19 protein-coding genes and 2 pseudogenes are annotated in these 20,226 nt (G+C 63.2%); 12 read left to right on the top strand and 9 right to left on the bottom strand.

The window, feature by feature from the left end:
* Positions 1–268 precede the first annotated feature (268 nt).
* From K5658_RS22285 to K5658_RS22275, 3 genes are all read left to right on the top strand, one after another.
* Positions 269–1,597, top strand: a complete 1,329-nt coding sequence (locus K5658_RS22285) for a transposase (protein ID WP_221065052.1) — start codon at positions 269–271, stop codon at positions 1,595–1,597.
* Positions 1,598–2,218: 621 nt separating this feature from the next.
* Complete coding sequence (locus K5658_RS22280; RefSeq protein ID WP_221067279.1) at positions 2,219–2,992, top strand: hypothetical protein; 774 nt, start codon at positions 2,219–2,221, stop codon at positions 2,990–2,992.
* A 153-nt stretch (positions 2,993–3,145) separates the two neighbouring features.
* Positions 3,146–3,973: an IS5 family transposase gene (locus K5658_RS22275; protein ID WP_221063606.1), complete on the top strand. Its 828-nt coding sequence runs from the start codon at positions 3,146–3,148 to the stop codon at positions 3,971–3,973.
* Positions 3,974–4,786: 813 nt separating this feature from the next.
* Here K5658_RS22275 and K5658_RS22270 read toward each other — a convergent pair.
* From K5658_RS22270 to K5658_RS22260, 3 genes are all read right to left on the bottom strand, one after another.
* Complete coding sequence (locus K5658_RS22270; protein WP_246628702.1) at positions 4,787–5,209, bottom strand: hypothetical protein; 423 nt, start codon at positions 5,207–5,209, stop codon at positions 4,787–4,789.
* A 20-nt stretch (positions 5,210–5,229) separates the two neighbouring features.
* On the bottom strand, positions 5,230–5,778 hold the full coding sequence (locus K5658_RS22265) for a helix-turn-helix domain-containing protein (protein WP_221063835.1): 549 nt from the start codon (positions 5,776–5,778) through the stop codon (positions 5,230–5,232).
* A gap of 63 nt (positions 5,779–5,841) precedes the next feature.
* The gene (locus K5658_RS22260) at positions 5,842–6,669 is read right to left on the bottom strand and encodes an IS5 family transposase (RefSeq protein WP_221063606.1); all 828 of its coding nucleotides are present in this window, start codon (positions 6,667–6,669) and stop codon (positions 5,842–5,844) included.
* A gap of 583 nt (positions 6,670–7,252) precedes the next feature.
* Between K5658_RS22260 and K5658_RS22255 the strand changes: the two genes are divergently transcribed.
* The 5 genes from K5658_RS22255 to K5658_RS22235 all read left to right on the top strand — a co-directional run bounded on the left by K5658_RS22255 (position 7,253) and on the right by K5658_RS22235 (position 12,347).
* The gene (locus tag K5658_RS22255; protein ID WP_221067278.1) at positions 7,253–8,257 is read left to right on the top strand and encodes a glycosyltransferase family 2 protein; all 1,005 of its coding nucleotides are present in this window, start codon (positions 7,253–7,255) and stop codon (positions 8,255–8,257) included.
* Between the two features lie 56 nt (positions 8,258–8,313).
* A complete protein-coding gene (locus K5658_RS22250) occupies positions 8,314–9,798 on the top strand; it encodes an NAD(P)/FAD-dependent oxidoreductase (protein WP_221067277.1) in 1,485 nt (494 codons plus the stop codon).
* Positions 9,795–10,577: a glycosyltransferase family 25 protein gene (locus K5658_RS22245; RefSeq protein ID WP_221067276.1), complete on the top strand. Its 783-nt coding sequence runs from the start codon at positions 9,795–9,797 to the stop codon at positions 10,575–10,577. The genes K5658_RS22250 and K5658_RS22245 overlap by 4 nt, the downstream gene beginning before the upstream one ends.
* Before the next feature lie 34 nt (positions 10,578–10,611).
* Positions 10,612–11,436: a hypothetical protein gene (locus K5658_RS22240; protein ID WP_221067275.1), complete on the top strand. Its 825-nt coding sequence runs from the start codon at positions 10,612–10,614 to the stop codon at positions 11,434–11,436.
* A gap of 134 nt (positions 11,437–11,570) precedes the next feature.
* Positions 11,571–12,347, top strand: coding sequence for a glycosyltransferase family 25 protein (locus tag K5658_RS22235; RefSeq protein WP_221067274.1), 777 nt, complete (start codon positions 11,571–11,573; stop codon positions 12,345–12,347).
* Between the two features lie 17 nt (positions 12,348–12,364).
* Here the strand turns inward: K5658_RS22235 and K5658_RS22230 are convergent, their stop codons facing one another.
* The 5 genes from K5658_RS22230 to K5658_RS22210 all read right to left on the bottom strand — a co-directional run bounded on the left by K5658_RS22230 (position 12,365) and on the right by K5658_RS22210 (position 17,022).
* The gene (locus tag K5658_RS22230; RefSeq protein WP_221067273.1) at positions 12,365–13,117 is read right to left on the bottom strand and encodes a glycosyltransferase family 25 protein; all 753 of its coding nucleotides are present in this window, start codon (positions 13,115–13,117) and stop codon (positions 12,365–12,367) included.
* A 27-nt stretch (positions 13,118–13,144) separates the two neighbouring features.
* Positions 13,145–14,035: a glycosyltransferase family 2 protein gene (locus tag K5658_RS22225; protein ID WP_221067272.1), complete on the bottom strand. Its 891-nt coding sequence runs from the start codon at positions 14,033–14,035 to the stop codon at positions 13,145–13,147.
* Positions 14,036–14,058: 23 nt separating this feature from the next.
* Positions 14,059–14,961, bottom strand: coding sequence for a glycosyltransferase family 2 protein (locus tag K5658_RS22220; RefSeq protein WP_221067271.1), 903 nt, complete (start codon positions 14,959–14,961; stop codon positions 14,059–14,061).
* Complete coding sequence (locus K5658_RS22215; RefSeq protein WP_221067270.1) at positions 14,958–16,784, bottom strand: ABC transporter ATP-binding protein; 1,827 nt, start codon at positions 16,782–16,784, stop codon at positions 14,958–14,960. Before K5658_RS22215 ends, K5658_RS22220 begins: the two co-directional genes overlap by 4 nt.
* A 100-nt stretch (positions 16,785–16,884) precedes the next feature.
* A complete protein-coding gene (locus K5658_RS22210) occupies positions 16,885–17,022 on the bottom strand; it encodes a hypothetical protein (RefSeq protein WP_221067269.1) in 138 nt (45 codons plus the stop codon).
* A 35-nt stretch (positions 17,023–17,057) separates the two neighbouring features.
* On the opposite strand from K5658_RS22210, the gene K5658_RS24270 reads away from it, so the two are divergent.
* The gene (locus K5658_RS24270) at positions 17,058–17,351 is read left to right on the top strand and encodes a transposase (RefSeq protein WP_221067268.1); all 294 of its coding nucleotides are present in this window, start codon (positions 17,058–17,060) and stop codon (positions 17,349–17,351) included.
* Positions 17,352–17,513: 162 nt separating this feature from the next.
* A pseudogene (locus K5658_RS24265) lies at positions 17,514–17,930 on the top strand (DDE-type integrase/transposase/recombinase); the annotation flags it as partial.
* A 23-nt stretch (positions 17,931–17,953) separates the two neighbouring features.
* Here K5658_RS24265 and K5658_RS24260 read toward each other — a convergent pair.
* A complete protein-coding gene (locus K5658_RS24260) occupies positions 17,954–18,286 on the bottom strand; it encodes a transposase (protein WP_425515956.1) in 333 nt (110 codons plus the stop codon).
* Positions 18,287–18,374: 88 nt separating this feature from the next.
* On the opposite strand from K5658_RS24260, the pseudogene K5658_RS22195 reads away from it, so the two are divergent.
* Positions 18,375–19,951: pseudogene (locus K5658_RS22195) on the top strand (IS3 family transposase).
* Between the two features lie 27 nt (positions 19,952–19,978).
* On the top strand, positions 19,979–20,191 hold the full coding sequence (locus K5658_RS22190) for a hypothetical protein (protein ID WP_221067267.1): 213 nt from the start codon (positions 19,979–19,981) through the stop codon (positions 20,189–20,191).
* Positions 20,192–20,226 lie beyond the last annotated feature (35 nt).

Raw genomic sequence — 20,226 nt, 5'->3', positions numbered from 1 at the left:
GGATTGTGATGCCCCTTTGGTGTCGAAAGTCCCTTGCGGGCTTGGTGCCGCTCATCCATTGCAAATCCAACGGATCGGCGGGATACCCCTTTTTCGTACCCCCAATGGAACGATGGTCCATACAGATCCCACGGGCCTACCCATCCAAATTTGTACCAATTTTCTAGCCCTATGTCTCCGTCAGAAAGCCTTCATATCAGCCCTTTCAAACTGAAATAACCGATAGTATTATCGGCGCTCAACATACCAACACCAATAGTCGAGATCAATGCTAGAGCTATTCCGCCAGAAAATGCCCCTGTCCTGCCTGCTGCACGGCCTACTGGAACGCTGCTTTGCGGCGGAGAGGCTGGACAGGATTTTCCTGGAGAACGCGAAGGAGCAATACACGCGGGAAATCCTATTTTCGACGGTGTGCGACCTCATGCTGAGCGTGGTCCTCAAGGTCCATCCCTCGATCAACGCGGCCTACCAGAAACACCCGGAACCCCTGGGGGTAACGGTATCCGCGCTCTACGAGAAACTCAAGGGCGTTGAATTATCCGTGTCCCAAGCCCTGCTGCGCGATACCTCGGAAGACCTGTCGGATATTCTCGATGCCCTGGGTTTCACCCCCGAACCCTGGTTGCCGGGTTATCCGGTCCGCCTCCTCGACGGCAACTGTCTGGCGGCGAGCGAGAAACGCCTCGCCGTCCACCGCGAGGTCGGCGGTGCCGCGTTGCCGGGCAAGTCGCTGGTGGTGTTCGACCCGGAGCGCCGCCTGATGCGGGACGTGTTCCCTTGCGAGGACGGACATGCCCAGGAGCGCCGCCTGCTCGACGCCGTGGCCGGTATCCCCAAGGCCGGCGAACTGTGGATCGCCGACCGCAACTTCTGCACCGTGGGATTCCTCGACCGGCTCCAGGGCCGGAACGCCCACGCCTTGATGCGCTTGCACCTGAACCTGCCGCTGACCGAGGAAACCCTGTTTTCCCAGGCCGGGGAACAGGGCGGCGGGCGGCTTTTGGAAAAGCGGGTCGGCGTGGCCGGGCGGCCCTATCGCCTCGTCCGCGTCGAACTCGAACAACCCACCCGCGACGGCGATGCCTTCGTCGATATCCTGACCGACCTCCCGGCGGACATACCCGCCGCCACCGTCGCCGACCTCTACCGCAGGCGCTGGACCCTGGAAACCGCGTTCCAACACGTCGAAAAACATTTCAAGTCCGAGATCGAAACCCTGGCCTATCCCAAGGCCGCCCTGTTCGGATTCGCCCTGGCCCTGGTCGCCTATAACCTCTTCTCGGTCATGATCTCGGCGCTGGACTGCGCCCATGGAAAACCCGTGTCCAAGGATATCTCCGGGTATTATCTCTCCCACGAGATCGCCGCCACTTTCCTCGCGCTCATCCAACTCAGCGGGGTCGGCGACTGGCTGTTCGTCTCCGAACAAACCCCGGCGGAATTCGCCGCGTGGCTGCGCGAAACCGCCCGGAACATCCCGTTGCGTACCCTCACAAAGCATCCGCGCGGCCCGAAAAAGCCCATCGACAAACCGCCCTACGACCCGAAACAGCCACATGTCTCGACATATCAATTACTTAGGAAGAAGAAGTAGTCACTTTGAAAGGGCTGGCCTTCATATCAATTAAATTGGATTGGACATCGATCATTCTCCCCCGCCACGTCTTGCGCAATAAGGCTCCTTACCTAGCGGGGCAGTCCATGCTGGCGCGGGTAAATTGGCATCCTCCCAAGCAAACGCCGATTTCGGATGATCGACGTCCTGGATCGGCGAATCCCAATCATCATCCCCGTTACTTTGGCGCGTTAGTGCATAAGAGAAATGTAGCCACAGTAACGTTGGGAGCCGTCATTCCGCATCTTCCCACGCTCCTCGAAGACAGCCCAGGTCATGGCCGATCCCGCCGTTTTCTGGCGATTTAAACAAAGTATTTTTCTCGGGATTTAGGTGGGGCGCGTCCATGTCATGAGAACCAATTGCTGCGCCCTGAGTTCGGTGGGGCAATGAGAATCTCAGCCATAAGGTTATTTATGCGCCAACGCCGCCGGAAAAAAGCAATATTACTTATTGATGATATATTCTTGATGGAATATGCTGCAACGCAGAAAATAATTTATATTCATGCCGTTGCCTCGTTGGTAAATAGGCGTTGCCTGAGGACATGGAGCGAATGCGGGCTTGTCCGATAAGTCCCTTCGGAAAGACGAGTGCTGGATGGACCGCCTGAGGGTGGACGCGAAGCGGCTGCGGGAGATGGCCGGGGTGCCAAGGTCAAAAACCGTCGCGCGAGCGCTATTGTGCGGCGTAGGAAACTCAGCAGACTCAGCGCGTATTTCGATACGCTTTTTATACGGTAAACCACAAAAGGATATTGCCATGAATGCAAATAATATATGCCATCAATGGTTCGAATTTAACCGTGCGGCACTGGAACCAGTCGTTTCGTGGAATGAAATTATGTTCCAGTCCCTGGAAAAGCTCGTCGGAAGCCGACAAATATTCGATCAATTTTTTGAGATCAATCGCGTAGCGCTGAATCCCTTAATGCGCGGGAACGAGTTCATATTTAGAGCTACGGAAAAGATTATTCAGCACAACCTGGGCTTGGCCCAGGATTATCTGGATATGGGAATCCGCCAGCGCAACCTATGGTGCGATGTCAAAAATATTCCGAAATGGAAGAACGAAGAACGCAAGCTTCTCGGCGAGTTCAGCGAGAGGCTGGTGGATCGCGGCGAGGCTTATTTAAAGCTAGCCAATGAATTGTCTAACACCCTGGGCGGCTTGGTCGAAGATGCGGCGGAGCACATGGTCGAGGCCACTCAACAAGCAACCAAGACAACCGCCCGGCTCACGTCTGAGGTAGCTGGAAAGACGGCGGAGTCCACCCATGCGCGAGGGCAGGCGACACCTGGCGAAGCAGCTAAGCCGCACGAAGGAGCAACAGCCAAGTCGCACGATGGGGCAACAGCCAAGTCGCACGCCTGATGTTCGTTGATGGTCGAAATTTCTCGCGCCATTAGGCGTTAGTGCGTAAATAGCATATTGGCTTGACCTTAGAGGACATCCGGCACATCTTGTGCTTTGCGCGGCGAACGCTTAAAAGACCCGTCTTTTGCGAAGCGGAAGCGGAGGAGACCCATGAGTTGCCTGGAAATCTCGGACCGGCTGTGGGAGCACGTGGAGCCATTGTTGGAGCCGTTCAAGCGGCGCAGGCCGGGCGGCTCCAAGCCGCTGGAGTTCCGGACGGTCATGAACGGGATTCTGTATGTGCTCAAGACCGGTTGCCAATGGGATTGCCTGCCGGCCTGCTACGGCTCGAAAAGCGCGGTCCACGAGCACTTTCAGAGATGGGTTGCCGCCGGCGTGTTCAAGGAGATGTTCCGCTGGTCGGCGGCGGAGTACGAGGAACTCGAGGGGTTCGACCTGGCTTGGCAGTCGATGGACGGCAGCCTGGTGCAGGCCCCGGTCCGCCAAGCCCGCTGCCAGAAGGACGAGGGCCTGGGGCGCAATCCCACGGATCGTGGGCGCAGCGGTGGCAAGATCCACCTTCAGGTGGACGGGAAGGGGATGCCTTTCGCCGTCGCGCAGGCCGGGGCCAACGTGCACGACAGCCGCCTGGTGACGGTCACCGTCGAGGCGGCCGTGATCGAGGCACCCGCCGACGCCGGGCAAAGTCCCAGGCATCTTTGCCTGGACAAAGGGTATGGCTACGAACGGGTCGAGCGGGAAGTCGCGGGACTGGGCTACACCCCCCATATCCGCAAGATCGGCGAGGAGAAGCGTTCCTGCGACTCCGAGCCAACCCACCCCGCGCGGAGGTGGGTGGTCGAGCGCGCTTTCGCCTGGCTCAAGGGCTTCCGGGCCATCCGAACCCGCTACACCTGCCGGGGAGCCAACTATCTGGCCTTCCTTCAGTTGGCGTGCGCCCTGATCCTGGGAAGACGGATCGAGGCCAAAACCGTGTAAGCAGTTTATGTGCCGGATGTCCTCTTAGCCCCGATGGGAACGGAGGCCTTACCGTCCCCATGGGCGGCTGAATTATCCCGAGCTTCTGTGGAAAAATCGCCGCAGCGATGGCCCGGACCCGGCGGTGCCCTTGCATTGCGGGCGGGTGGATAGATTTCGATCAGGCATTAAAAAGCCGGTCAGGGTGCGCGGAACCGGCTTGATCCCGCCGTGCGAGGCTCACAGGCGCGGCGGGGTTCACGCGATCCCTTCGGTGCGGGCCCGCTTGGGTCACCCCTCCGAACAACTTCTCCCACAAGCGATTCTGGGGCGCTTCCTGTGCCTGTTAATGGGGGACATCGCCGTCAGCTTGCGCCTCTCCATGTCTTCGCCCGCCTCGCGGCAACCATGTTCACGATGAAAACAGGCCTCCAAAACCAAAACGCGTAATCCGCATTCCAGCCTGCTCCGACGTCACAACGACTCTAGTGGGGTACTCGGCTTGGGCGCGGGTTTTACGTACGACCGCGTGTTGCCATTGTCCATGGGCGACCATCCGTTGCAACCCCAAGATAAGGAGTAAGTTGACGAACTTCAAGGTCTGGACGGATCACGTGGGGTAACGCTATGAATAAAATTCTTCAAATATCATTCAAATGGAAATTGATAATCCTAGCCTTGGCGGCTTTGTCAGCATTACTCCCTTCCCGCCCTAAGACCACCCACTTTTTGGCAGGCGGTAGATATGGCTGAGAATGTTCTTGACCTGCTGGGGTGTTTGGGGAGGGGCCTGGGCCAAGTGCCGATGGACGCGCTCGGCCCGCTGCTGGACCGTCATGGCATGGGGCAGGTGGTAGAGGGAGTTCTTCCTGACGAGGCGGATGAGGTATTCGGCCGGGTTGAACTTGGGGGAGTAGCCGGGGTGTGGAGGAAGTGCACGGCGATGCCCTGGGCCAGGGGGATTTCCGCCAGCAACTCGGCCAGAGCGGCCTTCATGGAGTCGTTGTGGATGGAGCAGTTGTCGAGGATGAACAGAATCCTTTGGTAGTCCAGGCTGGCGTAGCGCAGGACGATCAGGGCGATGACGTAAACGGCGTTCGGGGTTTTGGCCTGGGGTTGGAAGTCCACGGTGGTCTGGCCGCTGCCCAGGTCCAGGGCCAGGAAACCGTTCAGTTTCTCCCGCCGCTTCTCGTTGCTCGGCGGCGCCGGGGCGGTGTTCTTCTCCGCCCAGGCGTAGTGGGTGCAGGTCGTGGACAGCAGCGCGAACTCGTCGAGGGCTACGAGGGCGGTGCCGGGGTCGGCCTCGGCGGTTTTTTTTCGAGCGCCTCCACGAAGCCGGCCCGCTCGGCGGGCTGGGCGGGGCCGTAGTCGCGGTGGGCGCGCTGGTGGGAGAGGCCCAGTTCGTCGAAGATTTCGTAAAGCCGGTTGGCGCTCAGCGGCAGGCCCCACTTCTTAACGAGCAAACCCTGGACGTGGGCCGCCGTCCATTGGTAACTGTCGATGCCATAGTCCGCCGGCGTCTTGTGGAGCAGGATGTAGCGCAGGACCTTGCGCCGCTGCGGGTTCAGGGCTTGCGGGCGGGGCCGCCTTTGCGGGGCCAGCAGGGCGTCGAAGCCACCATGCAGGTAGCTGTCCAGCCACTCCTCCAGCGTCTTGCGCTGGACTCCCTGGCTGCGGCAGACCCCGGCCATGCTCTCGCCGTCCCACAGGGCCTTCAAGGCCAGCAGCCTACGCCGTCGGCTTTGCTGCTGGTGGCGGTAGAACAGCGCCTGCCACCGTTCACGGTCCTGCGGGGCCAGCCGTTGGATGCGGATACAGCGGTTCATCGTGCCTTTCCCAGTCCAGTTCGATTGCCTATAAGCTTAGAGGACATCCGGCACATAAACTGCTTACACGGTTTTGGCCTCGATCCGTCTTCCCAGGATCAGGGCGCACGCCAACTGAAGGAAGGCCAGATAGTTGGCTCCCCGGCAGGTGTAGCGGGTTCGGATGGCCCGGAAGCCCTTGAGCCAGGCGAAAGCGCGCTCGACCACCCACCTCCGCGCGGGGTGGGTTGGCTCGGAGTCGCAGGAACGCTTCTCCTCGCCGATCTTGCGGATATGGGGGGTGTAGCCCAGTCCCGCGACTTCCCGCTCGACCCGTTCGTAGCCATACCCTTTGTCCAGGCAAAGATGCCTGGGACTTTGCCCGGCGTCGGCGGGTGCCTCGATCACGGCCGCCTCGACGGTGACCGTCACCAGGCGGCTGTCGTGCACGTTGGCCCCGGCCTGCGCGACGGCGAAAGGCATCCCCTTCCCGTCCACCTGAAGGTGGATCTTGCCACCGCTGCGCCCACGATCCGTGGGATTGCGCCCCAGGCCCTCGTCCTTCTGGCAGCGGGCTTGGCGGACCGGGGCCTGCACCAGGCTGCCGTCCATCGACTGCCAAGCCAGGTCGAACCCCTCGAGTTCCTCGTACTCCGCCGCCGACCAGCGGAACATCTCCTTGAACACGCCGGCGGCAACCCATCTCTGAAAGTGCTCGTGGACCGCGCTTTTCGAGCCGTAGCAGGCCGGCAGGCAATCCCATTGGCAACCGGTCTTGAGCACATACAGAATCCCGTTCATGACCGTCCGGAACTCCAGCGGCTTGGAGCCGCCCGGCCTGCGCCGCTTGAACGGCTCCAACAATGGCTCCACGTGCTCCCACAGCCGGTCCGAGATTTCCAGGCAACTCATGGGTCTCCTCCGCTTCCGCTTCGCAAAAGACGGGTCTTTTAAGCGTTCGCCGCGCAAAGCACAAGATGTGCCGGATGTCCTCTAAGCTGGCGTCGCCTAGAAGCCGGGCGTTTTCGATGTGGATAGCCAGGGTCCAGGCGAGCAAGGCACCGCAGGCCAGGACGAGCGGGAGCGGTATCCGCAGGAAGGGAGCCAAGAAAAAAGCGCGTCTAGGCATATATCAGCTCGGGGAAAGAAGCCATAAGGCAGGGTTGTATTGTGTCGGCCATGGAAGCAGGCTTTTTATGGACGCCCTATCGAGCGGCCATTCGCTGCCCGGGGTCCTTGGGTGGCCGGTCGTTGGGGAATGCCGCCCGACCGCGTTGCGGTAGGTCTCCGAAAACGGCGGTGTCGGGCATGGGCTCGATGCGGGAGCATCCGGGAATGCCGGGGTCGGCCTGAATCGAATCCAGCCGGGGTATCCTGGTGGCATAGTACCCGTTCCTCCCGGCCCATGCGCCTGGACACATGACGCCGTACCCAATGATTCCGGGAAATTATTTCCGGCCATGTCCCCAGCGATCCATCGAACCGGATGATACCCATGGAATCCATGCTTCCTACCGTCGCCGTGCTTGTGCCCGTCCACCAAGGCGGCGACGAATTCCGGCAATGCCTGGCGGGCCTGCAATGCTTGGTACCGCCGCCGGACGAAGTAATCGTGGCGGTGGACGGGGCGGACGATGGCTCGGCGGCCAGGGCGGCGGCCATGGGGGCCAAGGTGACGCATTTGCCAGCGCGTTCCGGTCCCGCCGCCGCCCGCAACGCCGCGGCGCGGCTGGCCCGCAGCGATATCCTGTTGTTCCTGGATGCGGATGTGGTGCCCACGCCGACAGTGGTGGCCCAGGTCCGCGCCGTTTTCCACAATGGGCCGGACTTGGCCGCGCTGTTCGGCTCCTACGACGATGCGCCGGGACATCCGGGCTTCCTGTCCCAATACCGCAATCTCTTGCATCATCATGTCCATCAAACCGCACGGGAGGACGCCCATACCTTCTGGACCGCTTGCGGCGCGGTCCGGCGCGGGATATTCACCGCGCTCGGCGGTTTCGATGCCGGGATCGATATTCCGGCCATGGAGGATATCGAGTTCGGCTACCGCCTGGGCGCGGTCGGCCACCGCATCCGCTTGTGCAAGGACATCCAGGTCAAGCACCTCAAGCGCTGGGATGTGTGGACCCTGCTCCGCACCGATATTTTCCAACGGGCCATTCCCTGGACGCGGTTGCTCCGGCGGCATGGAGCGTTGCGGAACGATTTGAACCTGAGCCATGCGGCCCGGCTCAGCGCGGTACTGGCCTGGGTGTTCGCGGGGGGCTTGGGCAGCGCGGCGCTATGGCCCTGGGCGGGGCTTCTGGCCGGGCTGGCGGCGGCGGGGTTACTGGTGTTGAACGCGCCGCTGTATCGGTTTTTCTGGCGTGTCCGAGGCGCTTGGTTCGCGGCGCGGGTAGTGCCATGGCATTGGCTGTATTTCTTGTACGCTAGCGGCGCTTTCGCCTACGTCGCTATCGTGGATGGCGCGGACCACCGCCACAATCGCGTAAAATGAGGTCGCCTACGCCATAGAACACTAAAAATCAAAACCGCTCTCCCTCGTTTAATCCCATGTCTTACCCTCACACCATCGTCATCGGGGCTGGCCCCGCCGGGCTGACCGCCGCCTACGAATTGGGGCGGCAGGGTGCCGCCACCACCGTCCTGGAAGCTTCCGCGGAAATGGGCGGCCTCTCCCGCACCGCCACCTACCGCGATTACCGTTTCGATATCGGCGGCCATCGCTTCTTTTCCAGGCTTCCCGAAATCAACGCCCTCTGGCGCGAGACGCTGGGCGAGGCATTCCTCGAACGGCCCCGCCTCTCCCGCATCCATTACCGGGGGCATTTCTTCGACTACCCCTTGCGGCCTCTGAACGCCCTGTCCGGGCTGGGGGTGCTGGAATCGATGCGGGTGGCCGCCAGTTATGCCCACGCCCATGTTTTGCCCCGCCGCTCACCCGACCGCAGCTTCGAGGAATGGGTCAGCCGGCGTTTTGGCAAACGGCTATTCGAGATCTTTTTCAAGACCTATACCGAAAAGGTTTGGGGCATCCCTTGCGACCATATTTCCGCCGATTGGGCGTCGCAGCGGATCAAGGATTTATCGCTGAAGAAAGCCTTGCTCAACGCCTTGCCCTTCGGGCGCGGGGCGGGGCCGGTGCCGACTTCGCTGATCGAGCGTTTCCATTATCCGCGCCTGGGGCCGGGCTTGATGTGGGAGTGTTTCCGCGACCGCATCCGGGCGCAGGGCAATAGCGTCGCCACCGGCGTCCGGGTCGGCGCCGTCTGCCACCGCCACGGACGGGTGGAATGCGTGCATGGCCGTGGCCCGGACGGCGAGCGGGTGGAATTCGCTGGCAGCCATTTCATTTCCTCCATGGCCCTGCGCGATTTGATCCTGGCCTTGGACCCGCCGCCGCCCGACGAGGTGCTGCGGGCGGCCCATGGCCTGCGCTACCGGGATTTCCTCAGCGTGGTGCTGATCGTGGACCGGGCGGACGTGTTCCCCGACAACTGGATTTACATCCACACCCCGGAAGTCAAGCTGGGCCGCATCCAGAACTACAAGAACTGGAGTCCCCACATGGTGCCCGACCCCTCGACTACGACCCTGGGCCTGGAATATTTCCTGTGGGACAGCGATCCCGAATGGAACTGGCCGGATGAGCGATTGATCGACCTGGGCATCCTCGAATGCGCCCGGCTGGGCTTGATCCGGGCTGGCGAGGTGCGGGATGGCACGGTGGTGCGGGCGGAGATGGCCTATCCGGTCTACGACCACGAATATCAACGGCTGGTCGGCATCCTCCGCGACTACCTGGCCCATTTCGGGAATTTGCAGACCATCGGCCGCAATGGCCTGCACCGCTACAACAACATGGACCATTCCATGCTCACCGGCATCTACGCCGCCCGCAACGTGCTGGAGGAAGCCTGGGATGTGTGGTCGGTCAACACCGAGGACGGCTACCACGAGGAGGATGGCGCGGAATCCAAAGCCAAGGGCGGCGACCGGCTGGTCCCGATACCCCTGGAAATGCCCGTCTCCCCATGAAGCAGGCCGGTTTCCCGCCCATCTGGGTGGTCAATCTGGCCCGCTCCAGCGAGCGCCGCGCCCATATCCACCGTCATTTGCAGGCGCTCGGCCTGCCCTTTGAAATCGTTCCCGCCATCGACGGCGCGACGCTCGGCCCCGCCGACTTGGCAACGGTCTACGATCCCAGGCAGGCGGTCGCCAGCCTCGGGCGGGAGCTGACGCCCGGCGAAATCGGCTGCGCCCTGTCCCATCTGCGGCTATACCGGCGTATGGTGGACGAGGATATCGAAGCGGCGTTGATCCTCGAAGACGACGCCCAGCCCGGCCCCGCCCTGTGCCGCCTGCTGGCGGCGCGGGCGGATCTACCGGACGATTGGGAGGTGGTGATGCTCTACCATGTCGATGGGCAATTGTCGCGTTGGGGACGGCGGCACTGGGTGCCGGGCTACCGGATTGGCCGTTTCGCCCATCCCGCTTTCAGCACGCTCGGCTATTTGGTCCGGCGCGGCGCGGCGCTGAAATTGCTGGCCCAAACCCTGCCGCTCCGGGCACCCATCGACCACTGGACCGGCGGCAGCCTGGCGGCGGGACTGCGGTTGTACGGTGTCGATCCCTTGGGTATCCGGGAAGCCGCGCCGGAGGACACCGGCGGTTCGATCATCGCCGCCGACCGGGAACGTTACTGGAAACAATGGGGCTTGCCGGAACTCCCCGCCGGCCTGGGGCTATACCTTTATCGCCTCAAGGTTTGGATGATCAAGCGCTACCGCAAATACCATCCCGGAAAACGCCTCTAGGCCCGGACCGCCCCCATGCCACGGAATCACGACTATGGGTAAACTCATTATTGGTCTCGGTACTGGCCGCTGTGGCACCCTTTCCCTGGCGCATTTGCTATGCGACCAACCGGGTATCACCATGCTGCACGAAGGTGGAATCGACGACACCACTAAGCGCCCGCTGAAATGGACGGGCGACCACGACAATCTGCTGGCTTGGATCGGGGAATTGCGCTCGCGTTATGGTTCGGGGGAATATTTTGGCGACATCGGCATGTATTACCTCCCTTATGTGGAATTCCTGCTCGGGGAAGTCCCCGAATGCCGCTTCATCTGCCTGGAACGCCCGCGTGAACATATGGTGGCAAGCTATCTCAAGAAAACCGAAAATTTCAACCACTGGTATGAGCATGATGGCGGCGTGTGGCAGAAAAACCCGTTTTGGGATGCGTCGTTCCCCAAATTTCCCGAGCCGGACAAAGCCCGGGCGCTGGGGTTATATTGGGATGCTTACCATGCCGAAATAGAGCGGCTGGTCGCCCAATATCCCCGGCATGTCGCCTGTTTCCAGACGGAGGTTTTGAACTCGTCGGCGGGGATGAATGCCATTTTGGATTTCATGGGTTATTCAGGGCCACGGCATATCGCTGCCAGCTATGCTTTCAACCAAAAGCGCTCCCGGCTGGGCCAATGTATTTCCAAGTTGGCCTTGCAGGCGATGGATATCGCCATGGCCGTCGGCAAGCCGCTCCTGCCGCAACCCCTCCGGCATTTCCTCTGGACTCGGTTCGCCAGCACCATCCATGAAAGACTCCTGCATAAAACCCCCATCCACCCGTATCGCCGGGACGAGCTGGATACCGTGCCCAACGAGTGATTCAAATCCCCATGCCAAGACCGCTCAAAATAGCGTTTACCCGTTTCTGCCCCGGATTCGATGCAAATAAAAAATGCTTTTATCGGGTGGTATTTGCGGTTTCCGATCCACAGCCTGATGAGGGCCGATCGAACATGGCGGTTTTCCCTCCGGTCTGGGTCGTCAACCTGGACCGTTCCCCCGAACGCCGCGCCTGCATGGTGGAGCAACTGGAAGCTTTGGGCCTGCCGTTCGAGATCGTGCCCGCCGTGGATGGCCGCCGGTTGTCCGGGGCCGATTTGGCCGGGGTCTACAGCCTGGAACGGGCGCGGCAGCGCCTGGGGCGGGAATTGGCGGCAGGGGAAATCGGCTGTGCCCTGTCCCATTTGCGGCTGTTGCGGCGCATGGTGGATGAAAACATCGAGTCCGCGCTGATCCTGGAGGACGACGCCGTGATAACGCCCGCTTTGCCCGGGCTATTGGCCAGGCGCGATGGCTTGCCCACCGACTGCGAGCTGTTGTTGCTTTACCACGCCGGGGGGGAATATTCCCATTGGCAGCGGAAAACCCTCGCACCGGGCTGGACGGCGCGGCGGTTTGTCCGTCCGCCTTATTGCACCGTCGGTTATCTCGCCACCCAGGCCGCCGCCCGCAAGATTTTGGCGCGGGCCTATCCATTGCATGTCCCCATCGATCATTGGACCGGCGGGCACGAGGCGGCTGGCCTCGGGCTGTACGGCATCGACCCTGTTTTGGTCCGCCACCGCTATACCTTGGACGACCCCGCGCACAGCACCATGCCGGAACGGGAAGCGCTGCGTCGCCAATTGGTTTATCCGGCCCTGCCCACGGGCATCCGTTTATGGATTTACCGGGCTCGGGTTTGGGGGACCGATCAATACCGGCGGTGGCATCCGGGCAAAATCATTTGAATCCGGGGCGGACGCCGTTACGGGACTGGCCAACCCACCCGGCGTTTGGCGCGGGCGATGGCGTTGCCCAGCCAATGGCGGCTTTTCCAGCGCCACGAGGCGGTGCTGCTGACGTTCATATACTCCTTCTGGAAAGTCGCCAGTGAGGGGCTGTGGGTTTCGATCATCACCACCGGCTCGCGCATGGCCCGGTCCACCGCGAACCAACCCTGGCGGCGGGCATCTTCGATCAAGGCCGCCGCCGCGTGGGGTTGGATGGCGTAGGCATGGCAGCACGGCATGCACACCAACTCCGGCAACTCGGATGGGCTGAATCCCAGCCGATAGATTCCGTGGCCGGTTTCCATGCGGTCGTTCCGCGCCCAATCGGCCCCGAGCCGGGTCAAATTCCCCTCGCACTCCATATGCAATACGTCGCGCCACCCGATGGCAGGGAACGGGGCCAGCGCCAAGGCATCGTGCTCGAACACCACGATGGGTTCGCCCAATTCGACGGACCGCCGCCACAACCGGAAATGCGAGGCATAGCAGCCCAGGGTGCCGGGTTGTTCCAGCCATTCCCGCTGATGGCGGCGCAAGCTGGCCGTTCCACCGCCGGTGGCGGTGATGGGTCGTATCCCCTCCTCCTGTAATACTGCCCGCCCCGTGGTTCCGGTCGAGGCTTCGAAATAGGCCACGTCGTAGCCCTGGGCCAGGGCGCTGGCATGGCAGTTCCGCGCCGCCGCGGCGGAGCTTGGGTTGCCGGACAAGGTGATGATGTAGGCTTTCATGGTCGGGGCGGGGATTCCGGGTCTGGTTCAGGTGGGATCATGGGCCTGCTCGAACAGATAGCCAGCCAGGTTCGCCACGTGGGTCGCGAGGGCCAAGCCAGCCAGGGCCAATTTGCGGCCCGGGCCGGGTTCGGCGCAGGGATAGCGGGACACGCTCGCCCACATCCAAGCCCGGTCGCCGGGCAGGGGCGGCAAACCCCGCCGCCGCCGCGCCAGCCGCAGCCGGTAGGCACCCCGTCCATAGGCGAAATGCTGCCGCCAGAACCGCACCGGATCCAGGTCGTGATAATGCCGGACCATGGCGTCCGGCACATAGCCGAGCGCCCCGCCCGCCGCCAGCCAGCGCCCGCAGAATTCCCGGTCCTCCGAGGCGAACCGCAGGGTCGCGGTGTCGAAGCCGCCCAACTCGCGGAACCGCGCCGTCGATAGGCCCAGGTTGTTGGAGGCGAAGAACCGCAACGGCGAAGCGCAGCCCGCGCAGTGGTCGTAAAACCACGCTTGCAGGGATTGGCTGGCCTCCGAATAAAGATTCCCGGCCAACCCGTTAAGGGTACGGCCACCCAGCAAATCGCCGGGCCGGACGGCGAAACCCACTGCGAAAGCCCGCAGCCAGCCCGGTTCGGGGCGGCAATCATCATCGGTGAAGGCCAGGTATTCGCCATCGGCCACCGCCGCGCCAGCGTTGCGGGCCGCGCCGGGACCGGCGTTGTTCTGGCGGAGCGAACGCAGCCGGAACCGGGTGTCCAGTCCGGCGACGGCCTCATCCAAAGACCCGTGCCCGCCATCGTCCACCACGATCACTTCGTAGCATTCCGCCGGATAATCCAAGGCCGCCAATGCCAGCAGGCATTGCCGGAGCGGTCCGGGCCGGTTGTAGGTGGGGATGACGATGGAGAACCGGGGTAAATCGCTATGCATCGCGGACCCTTACAATCAAAGCGTCAATCAACCGCGCCAAACCACAGCCCCACGGCCTCGCCCAGCGCCCAGGCCAACACCGCCAACGCGGTATAAGGCAAGCTCAGCCAAAAACGGCGGCGGTAGCACCCGGCTTGGGATACCGCCCGCCCGATCCGGTATAGCAGCACCCACGGAACCAGCGGCGCACCCAACGCCTGCCAACGCCGCCGCGCCCATCCCCAACCCTGGGTTTGGGCACGTAGCACCGCGAAAGCCGCGCCATGGCGGAATTTGCGCCGCAGCACGGGACCCAGCGCGTCGATGCCATCGTGGCGGACCCGCAAGCCAGGATCGAGTAACAGCGCATGGCCCGCCGCCTGGATTTGCCAACACAACAGGGTGTCCTCGCAATAGCGGGCTTCCGCGAAAGGCCCGTATCGCTCGAAGGCCCAGCGTTTGATGGAATAACACGGGGTCGCCAAATCGGGCACCGGGATGGGCTCGTCGGCGGGCCGGACCAGCCAGGGGGCGACGCTGGCGAAATAGTAGCCCCAGCCCGCGCCGGTGGCGGTCTCGCCTTGATCGGCACAACCACCGATCACGGGCGCTGCATGCTGGGCATGGCCCGCCACCACCCGCGCCAACCCATCCTTGGCCAAGGCGCAATCCGCATCCAAGAACAAGAAGATATCGCCTCGCGCCACTTGTGCCCCCAGGTTGCGGGCCGCGCCGGGGAACCTGCGCCCGGCGGACAGCAAGAACCGAACTTCGGGGAACCTTGCCGCCAGCGGGGCTTCCGCCGCCACCTCGCCACTGGCCACGACGATGGTTTCAAACGCGACCCCGCCCGACTGCTTCCGCAACGCATCCAGGCAGCGGGGCAAGGCCTCCCAAGCCCGGTAGGCCGGGACGATGACGGAAACGGCTGGTTTGATGCCGGTCATGCCGACACCTCCGCTGCCGGTTCGACCAAGCCCAGCCGGTGGCCCCGGTACAAAGTGGCGAACAAGCCCCCCCGCTCCAGCAATTCGTCGAAACGGCCCTGTTCCGCCACCCGGCCTTGATCCAACACCACGATGCGGTCGGCCCGCTCGATGGTGGATAGGCGATGGGCCACGACCAGCACTGTGCGGCTCCGGCCCAGCGCTTCGATGGCGGCTTGGATATGGGTTTCGGAGACGGCGTCCAGGGCGTTGGTGGCTTCGTCCAAGATCAAAATATCCGGGTCGCGCAAGATGGCGCGGGCGATGGAAATCCGCTGCCGTTGTCCGCCGGACAACAATACGCCCCGGTCGCCCAGCAACGTGTCGTAACCTTGGGGCAAGTCGGCGATGAAATTATGGGCATGGGCGCGGCGGGCGGCGGCGACGATATCCGCCGGGCCGGCTTCCAACCGGCCATAGGCGATGTTGTCCCGCACCGTGGCGTTGAAGATATGCACATCCTGGCCGACCAGGGCGATACGTTCCCGCCAGGAAGCCAGATCGAATTCCGCCAAATCCCGCCCATCGACCAGGATGCGCCCGCCGCTGGGTTCGTAGAAACGGCACAACATATGGATCAGCGTCGATTTGCCCGCGCCGGACGGGCCTACCAAGGCAACGGTCTGGTCGCGCCCGATCCGCAGGTCGATGTCTTGCAGAGCGGGCTGTTCCTTGCCCTGATAGCCGAAACAGACCCGCTCGAAATGGATATCGCGCCGGAATCCCCCGAAACGGGCGCTCCCCGCCTTGGGATAGAGTTTGCCGCGCCCGTCCAGCAAGTCCAATACCGAGCACACCGCCGCGCTCCGCGACAGGATCACCGTGATTTGGGTATTGGCGCTTTGGATGTGCGGCAACAGCCTGAGCAGCATGAATACGAGGGTGGCCAGTATCGGCAAGCTCAGGCCGGTCCGCAACGCTAGGATGACCAAACCCATCAGCACCATGGCGGCCAAACCTTCCGACAAGGGATGGGCCAAGGCCACCATGCGCTCCTGCTTGAACTCCAGGCGGTGGCTGGCGAGGTGCGCCGCCTCGAAGCGCCCCAGCTCGTAGGTTTCCCGGCCAAAGGCGTGGATGGTGCGGAGGCCGGCCAGGGTTTCCTTGATGAGATGGCTGATTTCGTTGTAAAGCCCCAGGTTGCGCTGGCCCAGCGCCTTCACCCCGCCCAGCGCCGCCCGCACCAACTTGGAAAGCAGCAACAGCACGGCCAGGACCGCCAACGTCGTTTTCCAGGCGATGGCCGCCAGCAACAGGGCGAACACCAATACCGCGCTGATATTGAGCGCCAACCACAGCAGGCAAGTTGCCGAGTAAGCGGTTTCCGCCGCGTTGGTGGTGAGGGTCTGCAACAAGGTGCCTGTCGGTGCCGCGTCCAGGTATGCCTGAGATAGCGCCAGGATCTGGCGATACATGCGGATGCGGAGGTCGTAAACCACCCGGCTCCTGATCCAGGCCGCCAAGCCGGTGAACAGGTAGGCCAGCACGATCTTGACCAGGATCGCGGCGAACACCAGCCCCATGAGCGTGGCGCTGCGCGATTCCGCCGGGAAGGCTGCGGCCAGGCGTTCGAGCCCATCCAACAGCGGGCCACCGCCATTGCCTGCGGGGACGGCATAGCCCTGGAGCAAGGGAATCATCAAACCGATGCCCAACCCCTCCAGTAGCGAAGCCAGCAGGCCCAGCACCACGAAGCCGGCCACCGCCCAGCGATAGGGCGCGAGCAAAGGCAGCAAGGCGCGGAAGGTATCCAATTCGCCGGAAAAAACGTTCCGAAATGCCACGGTGACTCATATCCAATGAACAATCCGCCAAGGATACTAAATCTGAAGGTTCTGTTACGTTATTTTCCGCTGAGCGCGGCCGGGCTTTCGGCGGGCGTAATCAGGCCGCCAGGGAATAGAACTGCTCGGCGGCGGACAACGTCCGTCCGCCGGCCTGGATCATCTGGCCCTTCTTGACCAAGATGAGTTTCGAGACCTTCCTGACGACTATAGTGGACCCCGGTTTCCGGACAGTCATTTAAGAGGGTGACGGTGGAGAAATCGGAGCCCAAAGTGAGCGAGAAGAAACGCAAGGTATTCAGTGGGGAGTTCAAGGCGAAGGTGGCCTTGGAGGCGGTCCGGGGGGTGAGTACGGTGAACCAGATCGCCCAGGAATTCGGGGTGCACCCGACCCAGGTGGGCGTGTGGAAGAAGGAACTCCAGGAGCAGGCGGGAAGCCTGTTCGAGGCCAAGCGCGGTCCGAAAGTCGCCGATGAGTCGGCGAGCGCCGAGTGGCTGTATTCGGAGATCGGGCGGCTGAAGATGGAACTGGACTGGCTGAAAAAAAAGTCCGGGATTGGCCGCTGAGGGAGCGCCAGGGCTGGATCGACCGGGAGGAACCGTTGGTGCAGAGCCGCCAGTGCGAGTTGGCCGGGGTGTCGCGCTCGGTGCTGTACGCGCCCCGCCGCGAGCGCGGGCCCAGCGCCCGGGATCTGGAACTCCTGGCGCTGATCGACGCGGAATACACCCGGCAGCCGCCGGATGGTGCGCCACCTGCGCCACCTGCGCGACCTGGGGCACCGGGTCAACCGCAAGCGGGTCCAAAGGCTGATGCGGACGCTGGGGCTGGCGGGCATGGCGCCGGGGCCGGGGCCGGGGCCGGGGCCAGACACCAGCCGGCCGCATCCCCGGCACAAGGTCTATCCCTATCTGCTGCGCGGCATGGAGATCGGCCGTCCGAACCAGGTCTGGTCAGCCGATATCACCTACGTGCGCCTGCCAGGCGGGTTCGTCTACCTGGTGGCGGTGATCGACTGGTATTCGCGCAAGGTGCTGGCGTGGCGGGTCTCGAACACCCTGGACGGCGGCTTCTGCGTGGACTGCCTGGAACAGGCGCTGGGCGCCTACGGTACCCCGGAGATTTTCAACAGCGACCAGGGCTGCCAGTTCAGAAGCTGTCTGGCAAAAATTCAGACGCATTTTGCAAGGGTGGTCCTCAGCATGGCGATGCGGATGACGTTCTCGGCGGTGCCGGTGAGGGTTTCGAAATCCTTGCTCAAGCGGCGGAACGAGCCGAACCAGGCGAACGTCCGCTCGACGATCCAGCGCTTCGGCAGGGCGGCGAAGCCGTCCACGATCCGTTCGGAGATGTGCAGCACCAAGCCCAGCTTCTCGCTCACGAACCGGACCGCCGTGCCGCGATAGCCCGCGTCGCCGGAGAACGCCTCGATGCCGGGAGTGCTTCTCCGCCGCCCGGCGCAGCACCTCGCACGCCCCCACCGTGTCGTGCAGGTTGGCGGCATGGACCTGTACATGCAGCAGCCCCCGGCGTCAGAATAGTTGTCGCCTCTAATTTTCCGAATGTAAGAGGAAAGAAGAGGACAATTGCCCATGATTACGACGTATTCCGCAGAGTTCAAAGAGCAAGCGCTTCGGAAGGTGTTTGCGCGTGGCCGCCGGTCGATAAAAGAGGTGGCCGAGGAACTGAACATGAACCACTTGACCTTGAAGGGCTGGATGAAAAAGAAATTACCCGAGGCGGTACGCGGCGCGGTGAAGCGGGAGAGGCGTCCCGGGGACTGGCGCCCGGAGGAACGGTTGGCGGCGTTGCAGGAGAGCCATGGCCTGGAAGGGGAAGCTCTGAATGCCTGGTGCCGGGAGCGCGGCCTGTTCGCCCACCAGCTGGACGGTTGGAAGCGGGACTTTTGCCGGGATCCAGGGGGCACGGGAGAGGCATCGACGAACGCCCGGGAACTGCGGGTCCTCAAGGAGCGCAACCAGAGCCTCGAACGGGAATTGGCGCGTAAGGACAAGGCGCTGGCGGAGGCGGCGGCGTTGCTGGTCCTTCAAAAAAAGTACCGGGCGCTCTTGGGGGGAGGGGAAGAATGACCCCGCCGCAAGAGCGCGAAACCGTGACCGCCCTGATCGACGAGGCCACCGCCGCCGGCGCGCGCCTGGAGCGGGCCTGCGGGGTGCTGGGGTTGTCCGCCCGCACCGTCCAGCGCTGGCGATCCGGGGACGGCGTCCAGGCCGACCGGCGGCCCGCGCGGGTGTACGTTCCACCCCACAAGCTGAGCGAGGCCGAGCGGGCCAAGGTGCTGGCGGTGGCCAACTCCCCCGAGTTCGGCCATTTGCCGCCGTGCCAGATCGTGCCCCGGCTGGCGGACCGGGGGGAATACCTGGCCTCGGAATCGACCTTCCACCGCATCCTCAAGGCCGAAAACCAGTTGGCGCACCGCCGGGCCGAACGGCCGGGACAGCCGCGCGGCAAGCCCAGGGCCCTGTGCGCCACGGCTCCCAATCAAGTCTACTGCTGGGACATCACCTATTTGCCCGCCGCGATCCGGGGCCAGTTCTTCTACCTCTATCTGTTCCTCGACCTGTTCAGCCGCAAGGTCGTGGGCTGGCAGGTCTACGGCGAGGAAAGCAGCGCCCTGGCCGGCGAACTCCTGCGCGACGTATGTCGGCGCGAGGGCGTGGCCCCGGGCCAGGTCGTCCTACATTCGGACAACGGCGGGCCCATGAAAGGCTCGACCATGCTCGCGACCTTGCAATCCCTCGGCGTCGCGGCGTCCTTCAGCCGGCCCGCCGTCAGCAACGACAACCCCTATGCCGAGGCGGTGTTCAAGACCCTGAAATACCGGCCCGACCATCCGGTCCGGCCGTTCGACGACCTGGCGGCGGCGCGCCGTTGGGCCGAAGGCCTGGTCCGGTGGTACAACCACGAGCACCGCCACGGCGCGATCCGCTTCGTCACCCCCGCCGAGCGGCATGCCGGCCAGGACGCCGACCTCCTGAAGCGGCGCCGAGCCGTCTATGAGGCCGCCCGCGCACGGCATCCGCAACGATGGACCGGTGGCCTCCGCAATTGGCGGCCGATCCCGGCCGTACACCTGAACCCGGAACGATCAGCCGCGCCAGCCAAGACCCAATCCGAGGTTCACGCCACGCCTCCAAAAGCGGCCTGAACCCACAACGGCGAGGCGACAACTACATTGAAATCTTCCGCCCCCAAGTTCAACCCGGCCGAATACCTCATCCGCCTCGTCAGGAAGAACTCCCTCTACCACCTGCCCCATGCCATGACGGTCCAGCAGCGGGCCGAGCGCGTCCATCGGCACTTGGCCCAGGCCACTCCCCAAACACCCCAGCAGGTCAAGAACATTCTCAGCCATATCTACCGCCTGCCAAAAAGTGGGGGGTCTTAGGGCGGGAAGGGAGTAATACGTGAATACCGGAAAAG

Source organism: Methylomagnum ishizawai (assembly GCF_019670005.1).
Classification (GTDB): Bacteria; Pseudomonadota; Gammaproteobacteria; order Methylococcales; family Methylococcaceae; genus Methylomagnum; species Methylomagnum ishizawai.
The sequence above is the reverse complement of the archived record's forward strand: the minus strand, read 5'-3'. Positions and strand labels throughout refer to the sequence as shown.